The following is a 17,182-nucleotide window of genomic DNA, read 5'->3' on the forward strand; positions in this document are numbered from 1 at the left end:
AACCAGGTACACGATGACGAAGGTGGAGGGAACAAACTGGCGAAGTCGAAGGCGAAGGCGGAGACCGAAACCAAACCCGGTTGGAGCCGCAGAAGGCTGCTCGCCTCGATCGGGGCGGCGGGTGCAACTTTCGCTGCGGCGGGACTGCTTGGAAGGAGCGGTGTCGCATACGGCAATAGCCACAGCGTAACCGAAAGCGTATACGAAAATAGCGGCAGGCGGCGTGTACCCGACTTGTTGAGTATGAATCTCCTAGTTGCCGTCACGATAGCCGAGTTAAGAGCGATGACCTCCCCCGAACCGGACGTTGTGTACTACGTGAGCGATTCCGGGAAAGAGGGACACTTTCATTACGACCCAGCCGATTCCGCAACCCCGGATAATACGGGAACCGTGATCGTCTCCTCTAGCGGGGCAAGGTTGAAACGAATCCTGGAAGCAGGGACGGTGAATGTCGCCTGGTTCGGTGCCGCAGGGGACGGGATTACAGACGATGCGCCGGCGATTCAGGCCGCCCTCGATGCGATCCCGCCGGGAGGAGGCACGCTGCTGCTTCCTACAACCGGGTCGTTTTACGCGCTCGCAAGCCAAGGGCTGTCGATCGAAAACCGGAATCATCTGGCCATCTGCTCATCCGGAGCAACGCTCAAATTCAAGGACGGCACACCCGACATCAAAAACAGGGATATGAAGCAAAGCAACATTTTATTAAAAAATTGCCGCCATATTCGCTTGGAGGGGCTTACTCTGCACGGCAATGTATCCGGTAGGGTGGCCAATTCCGGATCGGAAAGCTTCCATTCCTGCTTAAGTATCATCAAGTGCGAAGATGTCCGAATCAGCCACTGCACCTTTACGGAAGGGATGACGGACGGGATCTACATCGGCGGCATTTATTCTGGCCCGGCATCTACTGGCACCGCTGCCGTCAGCAAACACATCTCCATCGATTTCTGCATCGTCAGCCTGTGCCGGAGAAACAACATCTCGATTGTGGCAGCGGACGGCGTAACGGTGTCGAACTGCCTGATCAGCGAAGCCGGGAAAATTCAAGGAACCGCTCCCCGAGCCGGCATCGACGTGGAGCCGAATAAAGGGTGGTACGGGACCAGCAAAAACATCGTGCTGCAAAATAATACGGTGGAGTACAGCGAAGGCACCTACGGCGTAACCGTCGGAGGAAGCGGCAACGAAAACGTAGTTATCGACGGCAACCGGATTACAGGCAACAAAACGGGATTGAATTTCAACAATAATGCCGATGCTCCAGACAATCGAAATGTGCAGGTCATCAACAATACGTTTACCCGGAATATGACGGGAATGCGGATGGTGAGCAAAAACGTGGATACGATTTGCGGCAACCTGTTTGCAGATAATGAAAGCGTCGGTCTGGTCTTGTTCCATAAAACCGACGGACTAAAAATCATCTCGAACAAATTTACCCGCAACGCCAGCTACGGAATTAGCGGAGGGTATCCTTCCGCCAACACCGAAAACAACGTGATTTCCGTTATTATTTCTGAGAACGAGTTCCAGGACAATACGTCCGAGGCGACAGCGGCGTCCGGCGGCGCATCGGTCAGGCTTTATATGCGCGATGCATCTTCCAAAGTAATCTTCAATAACAACGTTCAATTCAATTCCGAGGATGCCCTGTACAAAATGAAAGGGGTTTGGGTCGACCAGGATTGCATCGCCCGGGCGAACGGCAATACGGCCTGGAACTTGTACGATAATAATAAACCGCACGAACGCTTTGCCGGCGCCGGAAACTATTCTGCAGATGCCGCCATACCCGAGTTATAGGTAATCGATTGCTCATTGCCACGGTTCAAAATGAAACGTCTGAAAGGCAACATCAAAAAGGGGAGCTGAATTCTAAAGATGAGAAAAAAATGGATAGCGTCAACCGCCGCGCTTATACTGCTGTCGGCTTGCTCGGGCCCTCATGAGAGCGCTGTCAAAGATCCGGACACCCGACCTGCAGCCGAACCGCCTAAGCCGGTAACGCTAAACGTGTTCACCGACGCTTCGGCGGCCATCGATATCGAACAGGAGCTGGTGCAGAAAAAATTTCCTCATATTACGCTTAATGTGATCAAAAACGGCAAGGACTCGCGGATCGAAAACGTTGTCGGAAGTGGACGGCGTCTCGATCTGATCAACCACAGCATGGGTTCGATCTGGAAGCTGCTCGATCTTCAGCTGCTGTCCGACTTGACCCCATATATCGAGAAGTCCAAATTTGATCTGGGCCGGTACGTCCCCGGTGTCGTTGAATCGATGAGAAGTTACTCGACCAAAGGGGAGCTGATCGCGCTTCCATACGAGCTGAACAGCAGCGTGCTGTTTTACAACAAATCGATATTTAACAAGTTCGGCGTTCCGTATCCGAAAGACGGCATAACGTGGGACGAAGTGTACGATCTGGCCAAAAGGTTGACGAAACAGGACGGCGGGGTACAGTATAAAGGTTTTCAGTTCCAGCATCAGAACCTGACTTGGAAAAATCAGCTCGGCCTTCCGGTCGTTGATGCGGCGACGAACAAGGCGCTCGTCAACACCGACGGGTGGAAACGTTTTTTGGAGACGATGGGCCGGTTTTATATGATCCCCGGCAACGAATATACGGACTCGGACACCAACAATTTTTTAGTTAAACAAGTATTGGCGATGCGGGTAGGTCCGAACATTTTGTCCTCGATACCGGAAGCCGTTAAGACAGGACTGGACTGGGATGTCGCGGCGGTACCGTTGTTCGCGGGGAATACGAGCGGCGGTTCGCAGCTGATCGCGCCGTTTTATTCCATCCCGGTCGGCGGCGCGAACAGAGAAACGGCGTTTCAGGTGATGGAGTTTCTGCTGTCGCCTGAGGTGCAGCTCCTGAAATCCAGAAGCGGCAAAATGCCGATCGTCAACGATCCGGCCGCCATAGAGGCGTTCGCTGCGGACATCGACGGAATTCAAGGGAAAAACATGGGGGCGTTTTTCAAGGAAACGATCGGCAAGCCGATTAAAGCGACGAGGTTCGACGCGATCGCCAAGGACGAGATTTGGGGCAAAGCGCTAAAAGCTTATTATGAGCAAAGCAAAGACCTGAATACGGTGCTTCGCGAAGCGGAGGAATCGGTTAACAAAAAAATTGCGGAGCAGCTGCAAATGTAAGCTGGTCTCCCTATGATCCGCAAACGGGGCGTGAAGAAACGAGTGTTCGGAGTGCGGAGTAAAACGAGCAAACGGATGTCAACTAAAGGTTGGGGGATCGCGCTTGCGGTTTTTCTGGCTGCTGCGGCAGGAGTGGGTTGGATGGTAACAGAGCATTTGTCTGGAAAGGACAGCGATCTGTATTATTTGGTGAAGGAAGGGCAGGCCCAGGCAGTCGTCGTTCGGCCCGTCGACGGTTATGGGCAGGAGGCGCTCAAGGAATTTCAATCCGCTGTGCTTCGGGCGACAGGCATATCCTTGCCGATTGTCGGCGAGGAGGAGCTCCGGAATGTGCCCGAAGAGGTTGTACGCGTACAGATCGGTCCCGGGCCGCTACCAGATAATACCGGCAAGGAAGCGGAGATAACGGACCTGGAGACGTATCGGGTCATGGCGGAAGGGAATCGCCTATTGTTTACGGGCGGTTCCAATCATGCGATTTTGTGGGCGGTCGTTTATTACCTCGACCGGTACATGGGCGTCCGTTGGCTGTGGCCGGGCGACACGGGCACGTATGTGCCCCGCGTGGCTACCATCGCTCTCCCGAAGCTCGACATAACGGCTCGTCCGAGTCTGGAAATGCGCGAGCTGCGCGTCCGCAAATCGGCCCCCGCGGAAGGCCGGCTTTGGCTCCGCATTCATGGGATGGGGAGCCGGACGACGTACAAGTTCGGCCATGCGTTTACGAAATGGTGGGACAAATACGGGAAGGCGCATCCCGATTATTTCGCCGTTCCGCCCGAAGGGCAGCAGCAGGTCCGGCCGGACCGGATCAAGCTCGATATTTCCAACGAAGCGGTCGACGAAGCGATTATCCGGGAATGGATCGAAGCGGGCAAGCCCGCCAACTGGAATGTAGGGCCGAACGACGGAAGCGGCTTCTGCGTCAGCGAAGGCTGTCTCGCTATGGACGAACCGGCCGGTCAGCCGATCATGTCCATATGGAGAGCGGAAGGCAAACTGACGGCGCGTTACGTCAAGTTTTGGAACCGGCTGCTTCATAAAATGCGGGAGATTCGTCCCGACGTCACGTTGTCGACTTACGCGTACAGCTCCTACAAAGAGCCCCCTCCACCCGGCATCGCGCTTAAGGACGGCGTCATTTTGCAAATCGTCGGCTTCTACAATGACTTCGCACAGTGGCAAGGCTGGTACGACGCGGGGGCGAAGCTGTTTTTGCGGCCCAATTGGTGGCATTCCGGGGCGATCGCTCCGAATTTGCCGCTGCGCGCGCAGGGCGAGTTTTTCAAATTTGTACAGCAAAACGGCATGATGGGATTCGATTTCGATACGTTGTTCGGCTATTGGGCTACGCAGGGTCCGAACTATTACTTGATCGCGCGTCTTTCGGCGCGTCCGGATTTGTCCGTGGAGGACGTGCTCGCAGAATATACGTCTGCCTTCGGCAAAGCGGCGCCGGCCATTCGCGATTACCTCGATTATTGGGAAAGGTTCGCCGAAAAAACGGGCTACAACATTCAGCTGTATCGGAACGGCCGTTACGAAGAACTTGCTTCCCGCTACGACCTGCCTCGCTCGACGCTGAACGGAGGCTGGTATATTTTGCCCTACCTGATGACGGACGAGGTGATCGGAGAAGCGGAATCGATCCTGGATCGGGCCGAACGGCTCTTGGGCGGCGACGAGGAGGAGGTTCGTGTACGTATCGAATTTTTGCGCGACGGGCTCCGTCATATCGTACTGACCCGGGAAGTGGTGAGGCTCGGCTATGAGAAAAGCAGGCCGCCCGGTACGACGAAGGAAGCGTATATCCGTCTGCGTGAACAGCTGGATGCGATCCGGAAAGAGCTGTCCGCCCGTCATGTCATCTGGATCGGCACTTTAAACGAGATGGAGGAACTGCGAGGGATTCCGACCCATGAAGGCCGCACGACCGGCTGGGAAGCGGTCGGGGGGAAGGGACTGGGCGGCAAAGCGATGGACGAACAAGTGCTTGGCATGTAACGCACACACTCTGAATGCTAGTCGGCTCCAGATAAAAAAAGAGATTGCAAGCCGGATTGCCCGGATGCAGTCTCTTTTTTGTTGCGCCAGGCAACATATGCAGCTTTTTCCCGGTCGATAACATGACCTGTCGTCACTTACGGAGCATGGGACGCTAAGCTTTCAACGGCTTTACCGTATCTCCTTCGAAAAACGTCCCCTGCAGCATGATGTGTTCATACGGCAAATTCGGATTGGCCAAACGCCACAGCATTCGTTCCGCTCCGCGTACGCCGGTTTCCCGGATGGCCAGAGAGGGCCGCGAAAGCTGTGGCAAAAATTCATCGCGCTCGTGCTGCAAGCTGATCAGGGAGTAATCCTCAGGAATCCGTTTGCCGAGCGTGCTGCACGCATGGTAAATCCAGGCGAGGTTGTTATGTACCCCGTTCAGGATCGCTGTGGCGCGAAGCGAGACCAGACTGTCCTGCACGCTAGCGATCCAAGCCTCTTTTTCGGAGATAGCCTTTGTAATATGAAGTTCCGGATTCGCGTCCAGTCCCGCCTCCCGCATCGAGTCCACGAAAGACTGCCAGCGCAGCCGGAACCCCCGTTGATTGTGGATATTGCCTATATACAAAATGCTGCGGTGCCCGTTCGCGATCAGATGACGCACCGATAGGCGGACGGCGGTGCCGACATCCCAGATGATGCTGTCCACTTCGGCCGCAGGCGGCGGGAAGTTAAACAGAATGCGCGGAAGGGGCAGCTTCAGGAGCAGCTCCTCCTTGATCGGATCGGTCATCGGAGGAATGAAGATGCCGTCGGAGTACATCAGGCTGTTCTGGTCCGCCCAGCTGTCGAACGATTCACCCTTGTCGAAGGAGGAGGGGATCATCAACATGTCGATCGTGTGGCCGTATTCGGCCAGCTTGTCCTGCAGCCCTTCCAGCAAGATTTGATTCAAACGCGAATAAACCGAGTTTCCCGTAAACATCAGCTTGAATCGGCGCTTGCGGTTCGGAAACAGCGGGATATGCTCGACGGCGAGACTGTGCTCCTGGTCTTTAGTCCGGTACCCGAGCCTTCTTGCGGCCGACAGCACTTCGTGGCGGGTTTCCTCGGACATGCCCGGCATTCCCCGCAGCGCCTTGGACACCGTATGGATGGACAGGCCGAGCTCCGAGGCGAGGGTTTGCAGCGTCACACTTTTTCTTCTGGGCATTGGCGCCTCCGGTTATTAAGGTGAAAGTTACAATTACCTTATTTTAGCTGAAACAAAAATGCAACTAAATTTAAATTTAAAGTGGAAGTATAATGGAGTTGGTTGGAGCTGAAAGTTCACATCCAAATAAAGGAGATACGCATTTATGACCAAGTTTCATACCATAAGCTATTACAAACCGGCAGCGGTATCCGGCAACCCGCAAAACGTCCGGGCGGACGTATGCATCTACGGAGCGTCTTCCGCCGGAGTGGCGGCGGCGGTTCAAGCGTCCCGTATGGGCCTGAAGGCCGTTATCGTAGAATTCGGCTCGCACATCGGCGGCTTGACGACCGGAGGATTGGGAGCTACGGATATCGGCAACAAAGCGGCGATCGGCGGCATTTCACGCGAATTTTACCGGGCAGTAGGCGATTATTACGGGTCGGACGAAAACGGCGGCACCCACTGGCTGTTCGAACCGGGCTTAGCGTCCCGCATCTATAAGGAGTGGCTGGAAAACGCGCAAATCGACGTTTATACCGAGCGGCATCTGCAGCGTGTCGAGAAAAGCGGCGGGCGTATCACCCGGATCGTGATGGAGAATGGCGATACGTTCGAGGCCGGGATGTTCATCGACGCTACCTACGAAGGCGATCTGATGGCGATGGCGGGCGTATCGTATCATGTCGGCAGGGAGTCGAACTCCGTCTACAAGGAGACGCTGAACGGAATTCATTTCGGCCATCCGAACCATAACTTCAAAACCTGGGTCGATCCGTATGTCGTGCCGGGCAAACCGGACAGCGGGCTGCTGAACGGAGTAACCGACGCCGCCCCTGGGGCACAGGGCCAAGGCGACAGTTCCGTTCAGGCGTACAATTTCAGAATATGCCTGACGGACGATCCGGCGAACCGGCTGCCGTTCCCTAAGCCGCCGGCTTATAATCCGGACGACTACACACTGCTGGCGCGGTACATCGAGTCCGGGATCTGGGATGCGCTGAAGCTGCACAAACGGATGAGTCCGACCCGCAAAACCGATCTGAACAACTTCGGCGCCGTTTCCACCGATTTCATCGGCCGCAACTACGAATGGCCGGACGGCGATTACGCGACCCGGGAGCGGCTGTTCCAGGAGCATTACAACTATAATTTGGGATTGCTATACTTTTTGTGCAACGACGAGAGGGTGCCGCTTTCCGTCCGTCAGGAAGCGGGGACGTGGGGGCTTCCGGCCGACGAATACGTCCATACCGGACACTGGACTCCGCAGCTGTATATACGGGAAGCCCGGCGGATGGTAGCGGGTGTTGTCATGACGGAGAAACATTGCCGCGGTTATGAGGTTGTCCCGGACTCCGTCGGACTTGCCGCTTATACGATGGATTCCCATAATTGCCGCCGGCTGGTCATAGAAGGGCGATGCATCAACGAAGGCAATGTGGAAACCGCCCTGTCGACGCCGTATCCGATCTCTTACCGGTCTATCGTACCTTTGGGTGAACAATGCACCAATCTGCTCGTGCCGGTCTGTTTGTCCTCCTCGCATATTGCGTTCGGGTCGATCCGGATGGAACCGGTGTTTATGATTTTGGGACAGTCCGCCGCTACGGCCGCCGCCTTGGCGCTCGAAGCGCAGTGTGCGGTACAGGATGTCGATTACGGGAAGCTGAGCAGCCGGCTGCAGCAGGACGGACAAATTTTAAGCTGGACTTGACACCGGAACCGTGCCGGCGGCTGAAAACCGAAGAGAGGAGAAAGCGAATGGAATCGTCGATGATGAGGGTGGACCGTCTTATTGAAATCGGTACCATTGTTGCCTTCCATTACCGGGAGCTTCCGAAGCAGTTTTCGTGCAAGCGGCAGACGTACCCGTATTGGGAGATGGTGTATGTCGACAAGGGCGAGTATGCCGCCGTTTCGGATCGGGGTACGGTGCGGCTTACGCAGGGGGACCTTTTCTTTTATCCTCCCGGCGAACGGCAGGAAGGGACGGCGAACGTGCAAACCCCTCCCAATTTGTTAATCGTCGGCTTTGATTGTGCTTCGGATGCGATGTGCGATTTGCAGCAGGGACCGTTTCGTCTCGGAGACTCCGAACGGCGATTGCTGACCGATATCGTTCGGGAAGGCGCTTTCTCCCTCGATCCGGTCGTACCGTTTCGGCGGGAGGAGCGGGCCGCCCGGAGCAGCCTCTCGTCGATCGGACGGGAGCAGGTCGTCAAAAATCAGCTGGAGATTTTGTGCATTCAGCTGCTGCGCCAAACAACGTCACTGAAAGAAGGCGGCAAGCTTTCTTCTTTGCAGAAGGAGCATCAGGAAACCGGCATCGCTCAAAACATTATCGATTTTATTGAGCGATCGGACATATCCGAGCTTTGTCTGGACCGGATCTGCCGCAAGTTTGCGCTAAGCCGGACCCATCTGGGCGACATATTCAAACGTTCGACCGGCTGCAGCGTCATGGAATACGTCCGCAAACTGAAAATCGTCAAGGCGAAAGCGCTTATTCGTGAAGAAGCGTACAATTATACGGAAATCGCCGAGCTGCTTGGCTACGGCAGCATCCATTACTTTTCGAAGGACTTCAAAAAATGGACCGGAACGGCGCCGTCGGAATACGCCAAATCGGTAAAGGCGCGCATTTGAGACCGCGTTCGTACAGCCGGATGCCGCAAACTTGACACGAGGGATGCCGTTTTCGTATGATGGGGGTAACTTGATCGACTTCCATTGAACGGATGAGTACGAAGTGACGTCTATCGCAGAGAGCCGGGGCAGGTGGGAGCCGGCATAGACAGCTTCCGAACATGGTCCGGGAGGAATCGCAGTCGAGCCGGACGTACGCTCTGCCGGTAAGATTGAGACGCATGCCAGCGTTACGGGCAAGGTCCGGAAGAGGACCTGACTTAAGCCCCGCGTAAGAAGGCCAGCGGGGGAATTTGGGTGGTACCGCGTGAGCTTCGGCTCTCGTCCCATGTGGACGGGAGTCTTTTTGTTGTAAATCCATAATTCCACGGAGGATGTTAACCCATGAGCGACAGCAGAAAAACGTATTATTTAACGACGCCGATTTATTACCCGAGCGACAAGCTGCATATCGGACACGCCTATACGACGGTGGCCGGGGACGCGATGGCCCGCTACAAAAGGTTGCGGGGCTACGATGTGGTGTACTTGACAGGAACGGACGAGCACGGGCAAAAGATCGAACGCAAAGCCGAGGAGAAAGGGGTGTCCCCGCTAACGTTCGTCGACGGGATCGTCACGGGCATCAAGGCGCTGTGGAACAAGCTGGACATCTCCTACGACGATTTCATCCGCACGACGGAGGACCGCCATAAGACGGTCGTCCAGAAGATTTTCCAGCAGCTGCTCGAACAGGGGGACATTTACCTCGGCGAATACGAAGGCTGGTATTGTACGCCGTGCGAGTCGTACGTGCTGGAGCGCCAGCTGGTCGACGGCAATTGCCCGGACTGCGGACGCCCGGTCGAGAAGGTGAAGGAGCAAAACTACTTCTTGCGGTTAAGCAAATACGCGGACCGGCTCCTGGCCTATTATGAGGAGCATCCGGAATTTATCCAGCCGGAGACGCGCCGCAACGAAATGATCAATTTCGTGAAGATGGGGCTTGAAGATTTGGCCGTCTCGCGGAATACGTTCAAGTGGGGCATTCAAGTTCCGGGAACGCCGGAGCATGTCATCTACGTATGGATCGATGCGCTTTCCAACTATATTACCGCTCTTGGCTATAAATCGGATAACGGGAAATTCGAACGTTTCTGGCCGGCCGACGTGCATCTCGTAGGCAAAGATATCGTCCGTTTCCATACGATTTATTGGCCGATTATGCTGATGGCGCTTGATCTGCCGCTTCCGAAGCAAGTGTTTGCTCACGGCTGGTTTTTGACGAAAGAAGGCAAGATGTCCAAATCCAAAGGGAATGTCATCGATCCGGTCGTACTGATCGAGCGATACGGCCTCGATTCGCTGCGTTACTTCCTGCTTCGCGACGTGCCGTTCGGCCAGGACGGCGTATTCACTCCGGAAGGCTTTGTAGAACGGATCAATTTCGATCTCGCGAACGATCTTGGCAATCTGCTGAACCGTACGGTCGTGATGATCGATAAATACTTCGATGGAGAGATTCAGCCGTTGCTTGCGGATGCGACCGAGTTCGACGCGTCCCTGCAGGAGACAGTACGCCAGTCGGTGACGAAGACCGAGGAAGCGATGGAGAAGCTGGAGTTCTCGATCGCGCTCACGGCGATCTGGCAGCTGATCGGACGCACGAACAAATATATCGACGAGACGCAGCCGTGGGCGCTGGTCAAAAATGAAGCGGCCCGGCCGAAGCTGGGCTCGGTGCTGTACCATCTGGCGGAATCGCTGCGGATCGTCTCGGTGCTGCTGCAGCCGTTCATGACCCGCACTCCGCTCAAAATATGGGAGCAGCTCGGCATTGCCGGTGACGGCCAGTTGACCGGGTGGGACAGCGTCCATACGTTCGGGCTGCTGCCTGCCGGCACGAAGGTGAATAAAGGCGATACGTTGTTCCCGAGACTGGAAGTCGCACCGGAAATCGCTTATTTGATCGAATCGATGGGCGGAACGGTTCCGACCGCGGACGAGGCAAAAGCCGGTTCCGCCGAGAGCGCGAAGTCGAAGCCGGAAGCCGCGGCAGCTCCAACGTCAGCGCCTGCGCCGTCCGAAGCGGAAGAGATCGGCATCGACGACTTCCTTAAAGTGGAGCTGCGCGTAGCGCAAGTGCTCAGCGCTGAGCCGGTCAAGGGCGCCGACAAGCTGCTCAAGCTGCAGCTGGACCTCGGCTACGAGAAACGCCAGGTCGTATCAGGGATTGCCAAACATTACACGCCCGACGCCCTGATCGGACGTAAGGTCATCGTTGTAGCGAACCTGAAGCCGGTTAAGCTGCGGGGCGAGCTGTCCCAAGGGATGATCCTCGCCGCCTCCGAAGGCGACAAGCTGACACTTGCCACCGTAGCGGAAGATATTCCGGTCGGAGCTTTGGTGAAATAACACGATACGATGGAAAGCGAACGCCTCCGCGCCCTTTGACAAGGGAACGGAGGCGTTTTGTATGGATACGAAGCACAAGCGATGCTTAATCGGTAAAATTACGGTTGACACAGTCTGGGTCGGGAGCCTATAATCCTATTTGTAAATAGAAACATTTACGATTTACACCCAATCCATTTTTCCCGCAAGCGGAAGGAGCATGTATCGAATGAAAGTCCCTAAACGTATCCTCACAGCTCTAATAAGTATGCTTATTGTGGCAGCCGTCATGACAGGCTGCGGCACATCGAATGTAACTTTATCCGCGGATAAAGTCAATGTAGTGACAACTTTTTATACGCTGTATGATTTTGCCGGCCGGATCGGCGGCGATAAGGTGAACGTGATTAACCTCGTGCCGGCTGGGGTCGAACCTCACGACTGGTCGCCGAAGAGCCGCGATTTGAACCATATGAGCAAGTCGCAGCTGTTTATTTATAACGGCGCCGGTTTTGAAGGCTGGGTCGGCGATTTTCTCGGCAGTCTGAAGAAAGATTCCGGCCTGGCTGTCATCGAGGCGAGCAAAGGAATCGAGCTGCTGCAGGCAGGGCATGAAGACGATCATGGTCACGATGAAGGCAAGTCTAACGAAAAGGACGATCACGGTCATGAACACGATTCGGACGTCGATCCTCACGTATGGGTCAGCCCGAAGTCGGCGCTGAAGATGGCCGAGAACATTAAGGACGGCATCGTGCAGGCCGATCCGGCCAACAAAGCTTATTACGAATCCAACTACGAGACGCTGAAAAAGCAATTGACCGAACTGGATGACAAGTTCTCCCGCACGCTCTCCAAGACGGCGAAAAAGGAGATTGTCGTCTCTCACCAGGCTTTCGGGTATTTGGCCCGCGATTACGGGCTGACGCTGAAGCCGATCATGGGACTCTCGCCCGGCGCGGAGCCTACGGCGCAAGATTTGAAGGAAATTAACAAGTTCGTCCGGGATCATCAGGTGAAGTACATTTTCTTCGAGGAGCTCGTATCCGATAAGCTGGCGAAGACGCTGGCCAAGGACGCGGGAATCGAGACGCTGGTGCTGAATCCGCTGGAGGGGCTTACCCCAGAGCAGGTTAACGCCGGTGAACATTATGTGTCGGTGATGGAGAACAATTTGCAAAATTTATTGAAAGCATTACAATGAGAGTAAACGGCCAGTTCGCGAATGGGGAGCCATACATGCAGCAATCGACCCGACCGGCGGGAGAACGTTGTCACCTGCCGGTCGTTTCTATGGAGAACGTCTCGTTCCAATACGAGCAGCGCAATGTAATCGAAGGGCTGAATTTTCAAATTTTGCAGCGCGATTTCGTCGGCCTCATCGGCTCGAACGGAGCCGGCAAAACGACGCTGCTGCGGATGATCGTCGGGCTGCTGAAGCCGGACCAGGGCGAGGTGCGCCTGTTCGGAACGCCGCTCGGCCAATTCCGCGACTGGGAGCGGATCGGCTATGTACCGCAGAAAAATGCGTTTAATCCGCTGTTCCCCGCTACCGTCAGAGAGGTCGTGCTGTCCGGGCTGTACGGCCGCAAGAAGCTGTTCAAGCGGATGAACCGCGACGACTACAAGAAGTGCGAAGACGCGATGCATGCGCTGCGCATCGAAGAGCTGGCCGACCGCCGAATCGGGCGTCTGTCCGGCGGGCAGCAGCAGCGGGTATTTCTGGCCCGGGCGCTCGTGAACAATCCGGAGCTGCTCATTCTGGACGAACCGACGGTGGGCATCGATTCGGAGTCGCAGGAAAATTTTTTTCATATGATCCGACATATGCACCAGCGGCATAACATCACTTTTTTGATGGTATCTCACGATATCGAGATGATGCACGCTTACCTCGGGTATGAGCCGGCCCATACGAGCGGAAAGATCAAGTTTTTCGTCAAGCACACGCATGAGCTGGATAATTGTGCGGAAACGAATCTGGCCCACAGTCTTCGCGGCATTCGGCTGGCGGAAGAGTCGCTCGAAGCCGTGAATAGGGGAGAGTAACACGTGGATATTTTTGCCGAATACTTTTTTCAACGGGCTTTGATCGGAGGCGTTCTGATCGGGCTGATGGCGCCTCTGCTCGGCGTTTTTCTCGTTCTAAGACGTCTGTCGATGATCGGGGATACGCTGGCTCACGTCTCGATCGCCGGGGTGGCGCTCGGATTTCTGCTCGGGATATACCCGCTTGCCGTCGGACTCGTTTTTTCGATTCTTGCTTCTTTCGCCATCGAACGGCTGCGCAGAGCGTACAAGACGTACGCGGAGCTGTCCATCGCGATCATCATGTCGGGCGGAGTAGCGCTCGCGACTTTTCTGTTTACATTGGGCAAAGGCTTTAATATGGACGTAACGAGCTATTTGTTCGGAAGCATCTATACGCTCAGTTGGACCGATCTGTGGCTCGTGTTTGGCGTTACGCTTGTCGTGCTCGTCATGCTGTTCGTGTTCTTCAAAGAAATGTTTCTGATCATGTTCGATGAGGATGCGGCGGCCGTAAGCGGAATCCCGCTTCGTTTCCTGAACCTGCTGACCACGGTGCTGACGGCGCTCGTCATCGGAGTCGCGATCAAAATCGTCGGGGCGCTGCTCGTATCGGCTCTGCTGACGGTGCCGGTCGCTTGCAGCCTGGCCGTAGCCAAAAGTTTTCGTCATTCGGTCTGGATCGGCGTGCTTTATTCCGAAGTGGCGGTCGTAGGCGGCCTCGTCGCAGCGGGAGTATGGAACTGGGCGCCGGGAGCGACGGTTGTTCTTATGCTGATCACGCTGCTGATCGTCACCCTGCTTGCTCGGGGGCGCAGAGCGAGCGTATAGGTTTTGCCCCGGAAAGGAAGGTATCGCTTTGGATCAAGTGAATATTTGGATCGCGCTGTTCGCCGGTTTCGCCTCTTTTATTTCTCCGTGCTGCTTGCCCTTGTACCCTTCTTATTTGTCGTACATAACCGGTATTTCGGTGCAGCGACTGAAGGAGGAACGGACGAAAAAAGAAATCCGGCTTGCCACAACGATGCATACGCTGTTTTTCATTCTCGGGTTTTCGATTATTTTTTATTCGCTCGGCTTTGGCGTTGGTATGGTGGCCGATTGGTTTAACGAATACCGCAACCTGATCCGCCAATTGTCCGCCATCTTAATTTTTGTGATGGGACTGTTTCTGATCGGCGTGTTCCAGCCGCAATGGCTGATGCGCGAGCGGAAGCTGCAGATTAATTCGAAGCCGGCCGGTTATTTGGGCTCGGTCGTGGTCGGGATGGGCTTCGCGGCCGGATGGTCGCCTTGCGTCGGACCGATTCTGTCTTCGATTTTGCTGCTGGCCGCAACGGAGCCGGGCACCTGGTTCCAACTGACGACCGCTTATTCGGTCGGTTTCGCCGTTCCGTTTTTCATCCTCGCCTTTTTTATCGGCTCGACCAAGTGGATTGTCCGTTATTCCGGCATCCTGATGAAGGTGGGCGGCGGGCTGATGATCGTGATGGCGCTGCTGCTGTACTTCGACAAGATGATTCTGATTACGATCTGGCTGCAGGAGCGTACGCCCAGCTGGCTGATCTTCTAATCCCGGCGGCTGCCGGACGACCCAAAAACCTCCATTGCCGCTAACGGTAATGGAGGTTTCGTATGTTTGGAGCCGATTGTACGATTCGTTTATTCTACCCGCTTCGGCCGATTAGCCAGAACAAACCGGTAGAACAGCCATAATGCCAACGCCGCCAAAGGAATAAAAATCAGCAGCTTCACGCCGTAAGCGTAAATCATCGAGCCGACGAACTGGGCCTGATCCCCGACAAACCCTCCGAGTGCAAAAAAAGCGAGCGTCCATACGAAGCCGATCGAGTAGGAGATGAGACTGTAACGCCAGAACGGCATCTTGTTCATTCCGACCAGGTAAGGGACGACATGCCTGACGACCGGAAAAAAATAGCTGATCACCAGCGACATGCTGCCGTATTTGTTAATCAGCCTCTCGGAGACACCTATATAATAACCCATCTTTTTTTTGCGACGCAGCTTGCTTAACGCGGGAGTTCCCACATATCGCCCGATCACGTATCCGAGCGACAGTCCCGAGATCACGCCCAGATAGGTCAGGATAAAGGCGGGGACCGTTTGGAGAATGCCGCTGGCTGCGACGGCCCCACCGGTCATGACGATCACCTCGTCCGGAATCGGCATGCCGACGATCCCGAGCCAGAGGGCAAAGAATAAAGCGGCATAGCCGAAATGCTCGATCATGCCCATCAACGATTCGTAGTTCATCCCGCTCCGCCTTCCCCTTTACGGCATACATAGACGAATGCCGGCGGAATATTCAACGGTACGAAATCGATCCGTTCGATCACAAAGCGGCTCTCCAGCAATTTTTTCATTTGCAGCGAATATTGGAAGGCGATGAACAATCCGCCCGGCTTCAGCGTCTCGTAAGCCTGGTCGATAATCTCGTTCCTTAGCGACTGCGGAAAGTTGGCGAACGGGAGTCCGCTCAGAATGTAATCGAACTTCCGGCCGTCGCGGACCGCGTCGATCATATTCCGGGCTTCGGCGTAGTACGAAGCTTGCGCTTCGTATTTGAGCTGCAGCGATTCCCGGAGAGAATCGTCCTTTTCGAACAGGAACAGCTCGGAACTTTCGGGCATTGTTTTAAGAATATATTTTGTAATTGCCCCGGTCCCCGCACCCAGCTCGGCAATTTTCAAAGCCGGGCCGCCGGGTTTGGGGGGGAACATTTTTCGGGCGAGAAAAGAGGAGCTGGGAGCGATGCTGCCCACTTGCTGCGGAAATCGGATGAACTTGTTTATAAATACGAAGTGCTCGGCAATTGCTGAAAATAGTTTCATTTTCTCCACCCAAACGATTTATTTGAACTTACTCCGAGGACGCACCGAACGCTTTCCCCGGATTGCGGCTGCGGCTTCTGGCCCATGCCGGTACGAGGCCGATTACGAAATAAGTGATTTCGGCTACGGCAATTCCGCCTGCTATATCGAGCAGCACGTGCTGTTTGACGAATACGGTGGATAAGATGATCGACCAGGCCAACAGATGGATCGTCCATCGAAGTCCGACATGCGGGAACGCTTGCTTGGACGACTTGATCATAAGATACGTGGTCAGCACATGAATGCTCGGGAAGCAGTTGTAGGGCGCGTCGTTATGGTAGACGAACTGGACGAGACTGTACAGGAAGCCTTCCCCGAGCTGCGGCCGCGTAATGCCCGACTGATAAAAGTAAAAGAAAATATAGCTGATGACCAGGCCGAGACATAGCGCGAATAAAGTACGGTAGTACGTCGCCCGGTTGCGGTAAAACAACGTTACCAAACATGCGGCGATAAAAGGATACCAGATCAAGTAGGGGATGACAAATACGGGCAGAAAGGGCAGCATCTCGTCAACCCGGGTCGACAAATCGTAGGTTCTCATCCCGGGACGATTCAAAATCCCGTAAAAAATATTCAAAATCGGTATTGCCAGCATCCATAGCAATGGATAATATTGCCGCAGCTTGCCTTGGCTCATGTCAGTATATAACCCCTTTCATCCGGGTACGTCGTATGCCAAAGCGCGAATCCGATTGCCGAGTTTCCGGCTTGGCCGATCGTAGGTAATATTAGTATTATATTCATGTTGAAGTTGGGCGCACCCTCCCAAAAGTGGCGATGTTCTGATCATAACAGAAAAGTAAAAAGATCAAAGTATCTAAATTCTAAAGTTTTTCTGAAGTTGCATCAATATTTTTTTTACAATTGACGTTATTTTGTA

The 17,182-nt window shown here is 54.7% G+C and carries 14 protein-coding genes; 10 read left to right on the top strand and 4 right to left on the bottom strand.

All coding sequences use genetic code 11. From position 1 onward, the window contains the following. The 3 genes from AC3Y2E_RS06130 to AC3Y2E_RS06140 all read left to right on the top strand — a co-directional run. Positions 1-1,809, top strand: a 1,809-nt coding sequence (locus AC3Y2E_RS06130) for a putative phage tail protein (protein WP_379208225.1), incomplete at its 5' end; no start/stop codon positions are given. Positions 1,810-1,887: 78 nt separating this feature from the next. Beyond that, on the top strand, positions 1,888-3,168 hold the full coding sequence (locus tag AC3Y2E_RS06135) for an ABC transporter substrate-binding protein (RefSeq protein WP_379208227.1): 1,281 nt from the start codon (positions 1,888-1,890) through the stop codon (positions 3,166-3,168). A gap of 141 nt (positions 3,169-3,309) precedes the next feature. Beyond that, positions 3,310-5,172, top strand: coding sequence for a DUF4838 domain-containing protein (locus tag AC3Y2E_RS06140; RefSeq protein ID WP_379208229.1), 1,863 nt, complete (start codon positions 3,310-3,312; stop codon positions 5,170-5,172). A gap of 154 nt (positions 5,173-5,326) precedes the next feature. Here the strand turns inward: AC3Y2E_RS06140 and AC3Y2E_RS06145 are convergent, their stop codons facing one another. Then, positions 5,327-6,373, bottom strand: a complete 1,047-nt coding sequence (locus AC3Y2E_RS06145) for a LacI family DNA-binding transcriptional regulator (RefSeq protein ID WP_379208232.1) — start codon at positions 6,371-6,373, stop codon at positions 5,327-5,329. Positions 6,374-6,518: 145 nt separating this feature from the next. Here AC3Y2E_RS06145 and AC3Y2E_RS06150 point away from each other — a divergent pair, with 145 nt between their 5' ends. The 7 genes from AC3Y2E_RS06150 to AC3Y2E_RS06180 all read left to right on the top strand — a co-directional run bounded on the left by AC3Y2E_RS06150 (position 6,519) and on the right by AC3Y2E_RS06180 (position 14,978). Continuing rightward, positions 6,519-8,072, top strand: coding sequence for an FAD-dependent oxidoreductase (locus tag AC3Y2E_RS06150; protein WP_379208234.1), 1,554 nt, complete (start codon positions 6,519-6,521; stop codon positions 8,070-8,072). Between the two features lie 47 nt (positions 8,073-8,119). After that, a complete protein-coding gene (locus AC3Y2E_RS06155; RefSeq protein WP_379208236.1) occupies positions 8,120-9,004 on the top strand; it encodes a helix-turn-helix domain-containing protein in 885 nt (294 codons plus the stop codon). 384 nt (positions 9,005-9,388) lie between these two features. Then, the gene (gene metG, locus AC3Y2E_RS06160; protein WP_379208239.1) at positions 9,389-11,398 is read left to right on the top strand and encodes a methionine--tRNA ligase; all 2,010 of its coding nucleotides are present in this window, start codon (positions 9,389-9,391) and stop codon (positions 11,396-11,398) included. Positions 11,399-11,606: 208 nt separating this feature from the next. After that, positions 11,607-12,581, top strand: a complete 975-nt coding sequence (locus AC3Y2E_RS06165) for a metal ABC transporter substrate-binding protein (RefSeq protein ID WP_379208241.1) — start codon at positions 11,607-11,609, stop codon at positions 12,579-12,581. A 35-nt stretch (positions 12,582-12,616) separates the two neighbouring features. Then, on the top strand, positions 12,617-13,426 hold the full coding sequence (locus AC3Y2E_RS06170) for a metal ABC transporter ATP-binding protein (RefSeq protein WP_379208243.1): 810 nt from the start codon (positions 12,617-12,619) through the stop codon (positions 13,424-13,426). A gap of 3 nt (positions 13,427-13,429) precedes the next feature. After that, positions 13,430-14,236 carry a metal ABC transporter permease gene (locus tag AC3Y2E_RS06175; RefSeq protein WP_190930069.1) on the top strand — a complete coding sequence of 269 codons (807 nt, stop codon included), beginning with the start codon at positions 13,430-13,432 and terminating at the stop codon, positions 14,234-14,236. A gap of 28 nt (positions 14,237-14,264) precedes the next feature. Then, the gene (locus tag AC3Y2E_RS06180; RefSeq protein ID WP_190930070.1) at positions 14,265-14,978 is read left to right on the top strand and encodes a cytochrome c biogenesis CcdA family protein; all 714 of its coding nucleotides are present in this window, start codon (positions 14,265-14,267) and stop codon (positions 14,976-14,978) included. Between the two features lie 89 nt (positions 14,979-15,067). Here AC3Y2E_RS06180 and AC3Y2E_RS06185 read toward each other — a convergent pair whose 3' ends face one another. The 3 genes from AC3Y2E_RS06185 to AC3Y2E_RS06195 are packed head-to-tail and all read right to left on the bottom strand — an operon-like array spanning position 15,068 to position 16,939. Further along, positions 15,068-15,679, bottom strand: coding sequence for a DedA family protein (locus tag AC3Y2E_RS06185; RefSeq protein WP_379208246.1), 612 nt, complete (start codon positions 15,677-15,679; stop codon positions 15,068-15,070). Then, on the bottom strand, positions 15,676-16,257 hold the full coding sequence (locus AC3Y2E_RS06190; protein ID WP_379208248.1) for a class I SAM-dependent methyltransferase: 582 nt from the start codon (positions 16,255-16,257) through the stop codon (positions 15,676-15,678). The genes AC3Y2E_RS06185 and AC3Y2E_RS06190 overlap by 4 nt, the downstream gene beginning before the upstream one ends. A gap of 28 nt (positions 16,258-16,285) precedes the next feature. Further along, complete coding sequence (locus AC3Y2E_RS06195) at positions 16,286-16,939, bottom strand: phosphatase PAP2 family protein (RefSeq protein WP_379208250.1); 654 nt, start codon at positions 16,937-16,939, stop codon at positions 16,286-16,288. Positions 16,940-17,182 lie beyond the last annotated feature (243 nt).

The sequence above is a fragment of the Paenibacillus sp. MAH-35 genome (assembly GCF_058135425.1).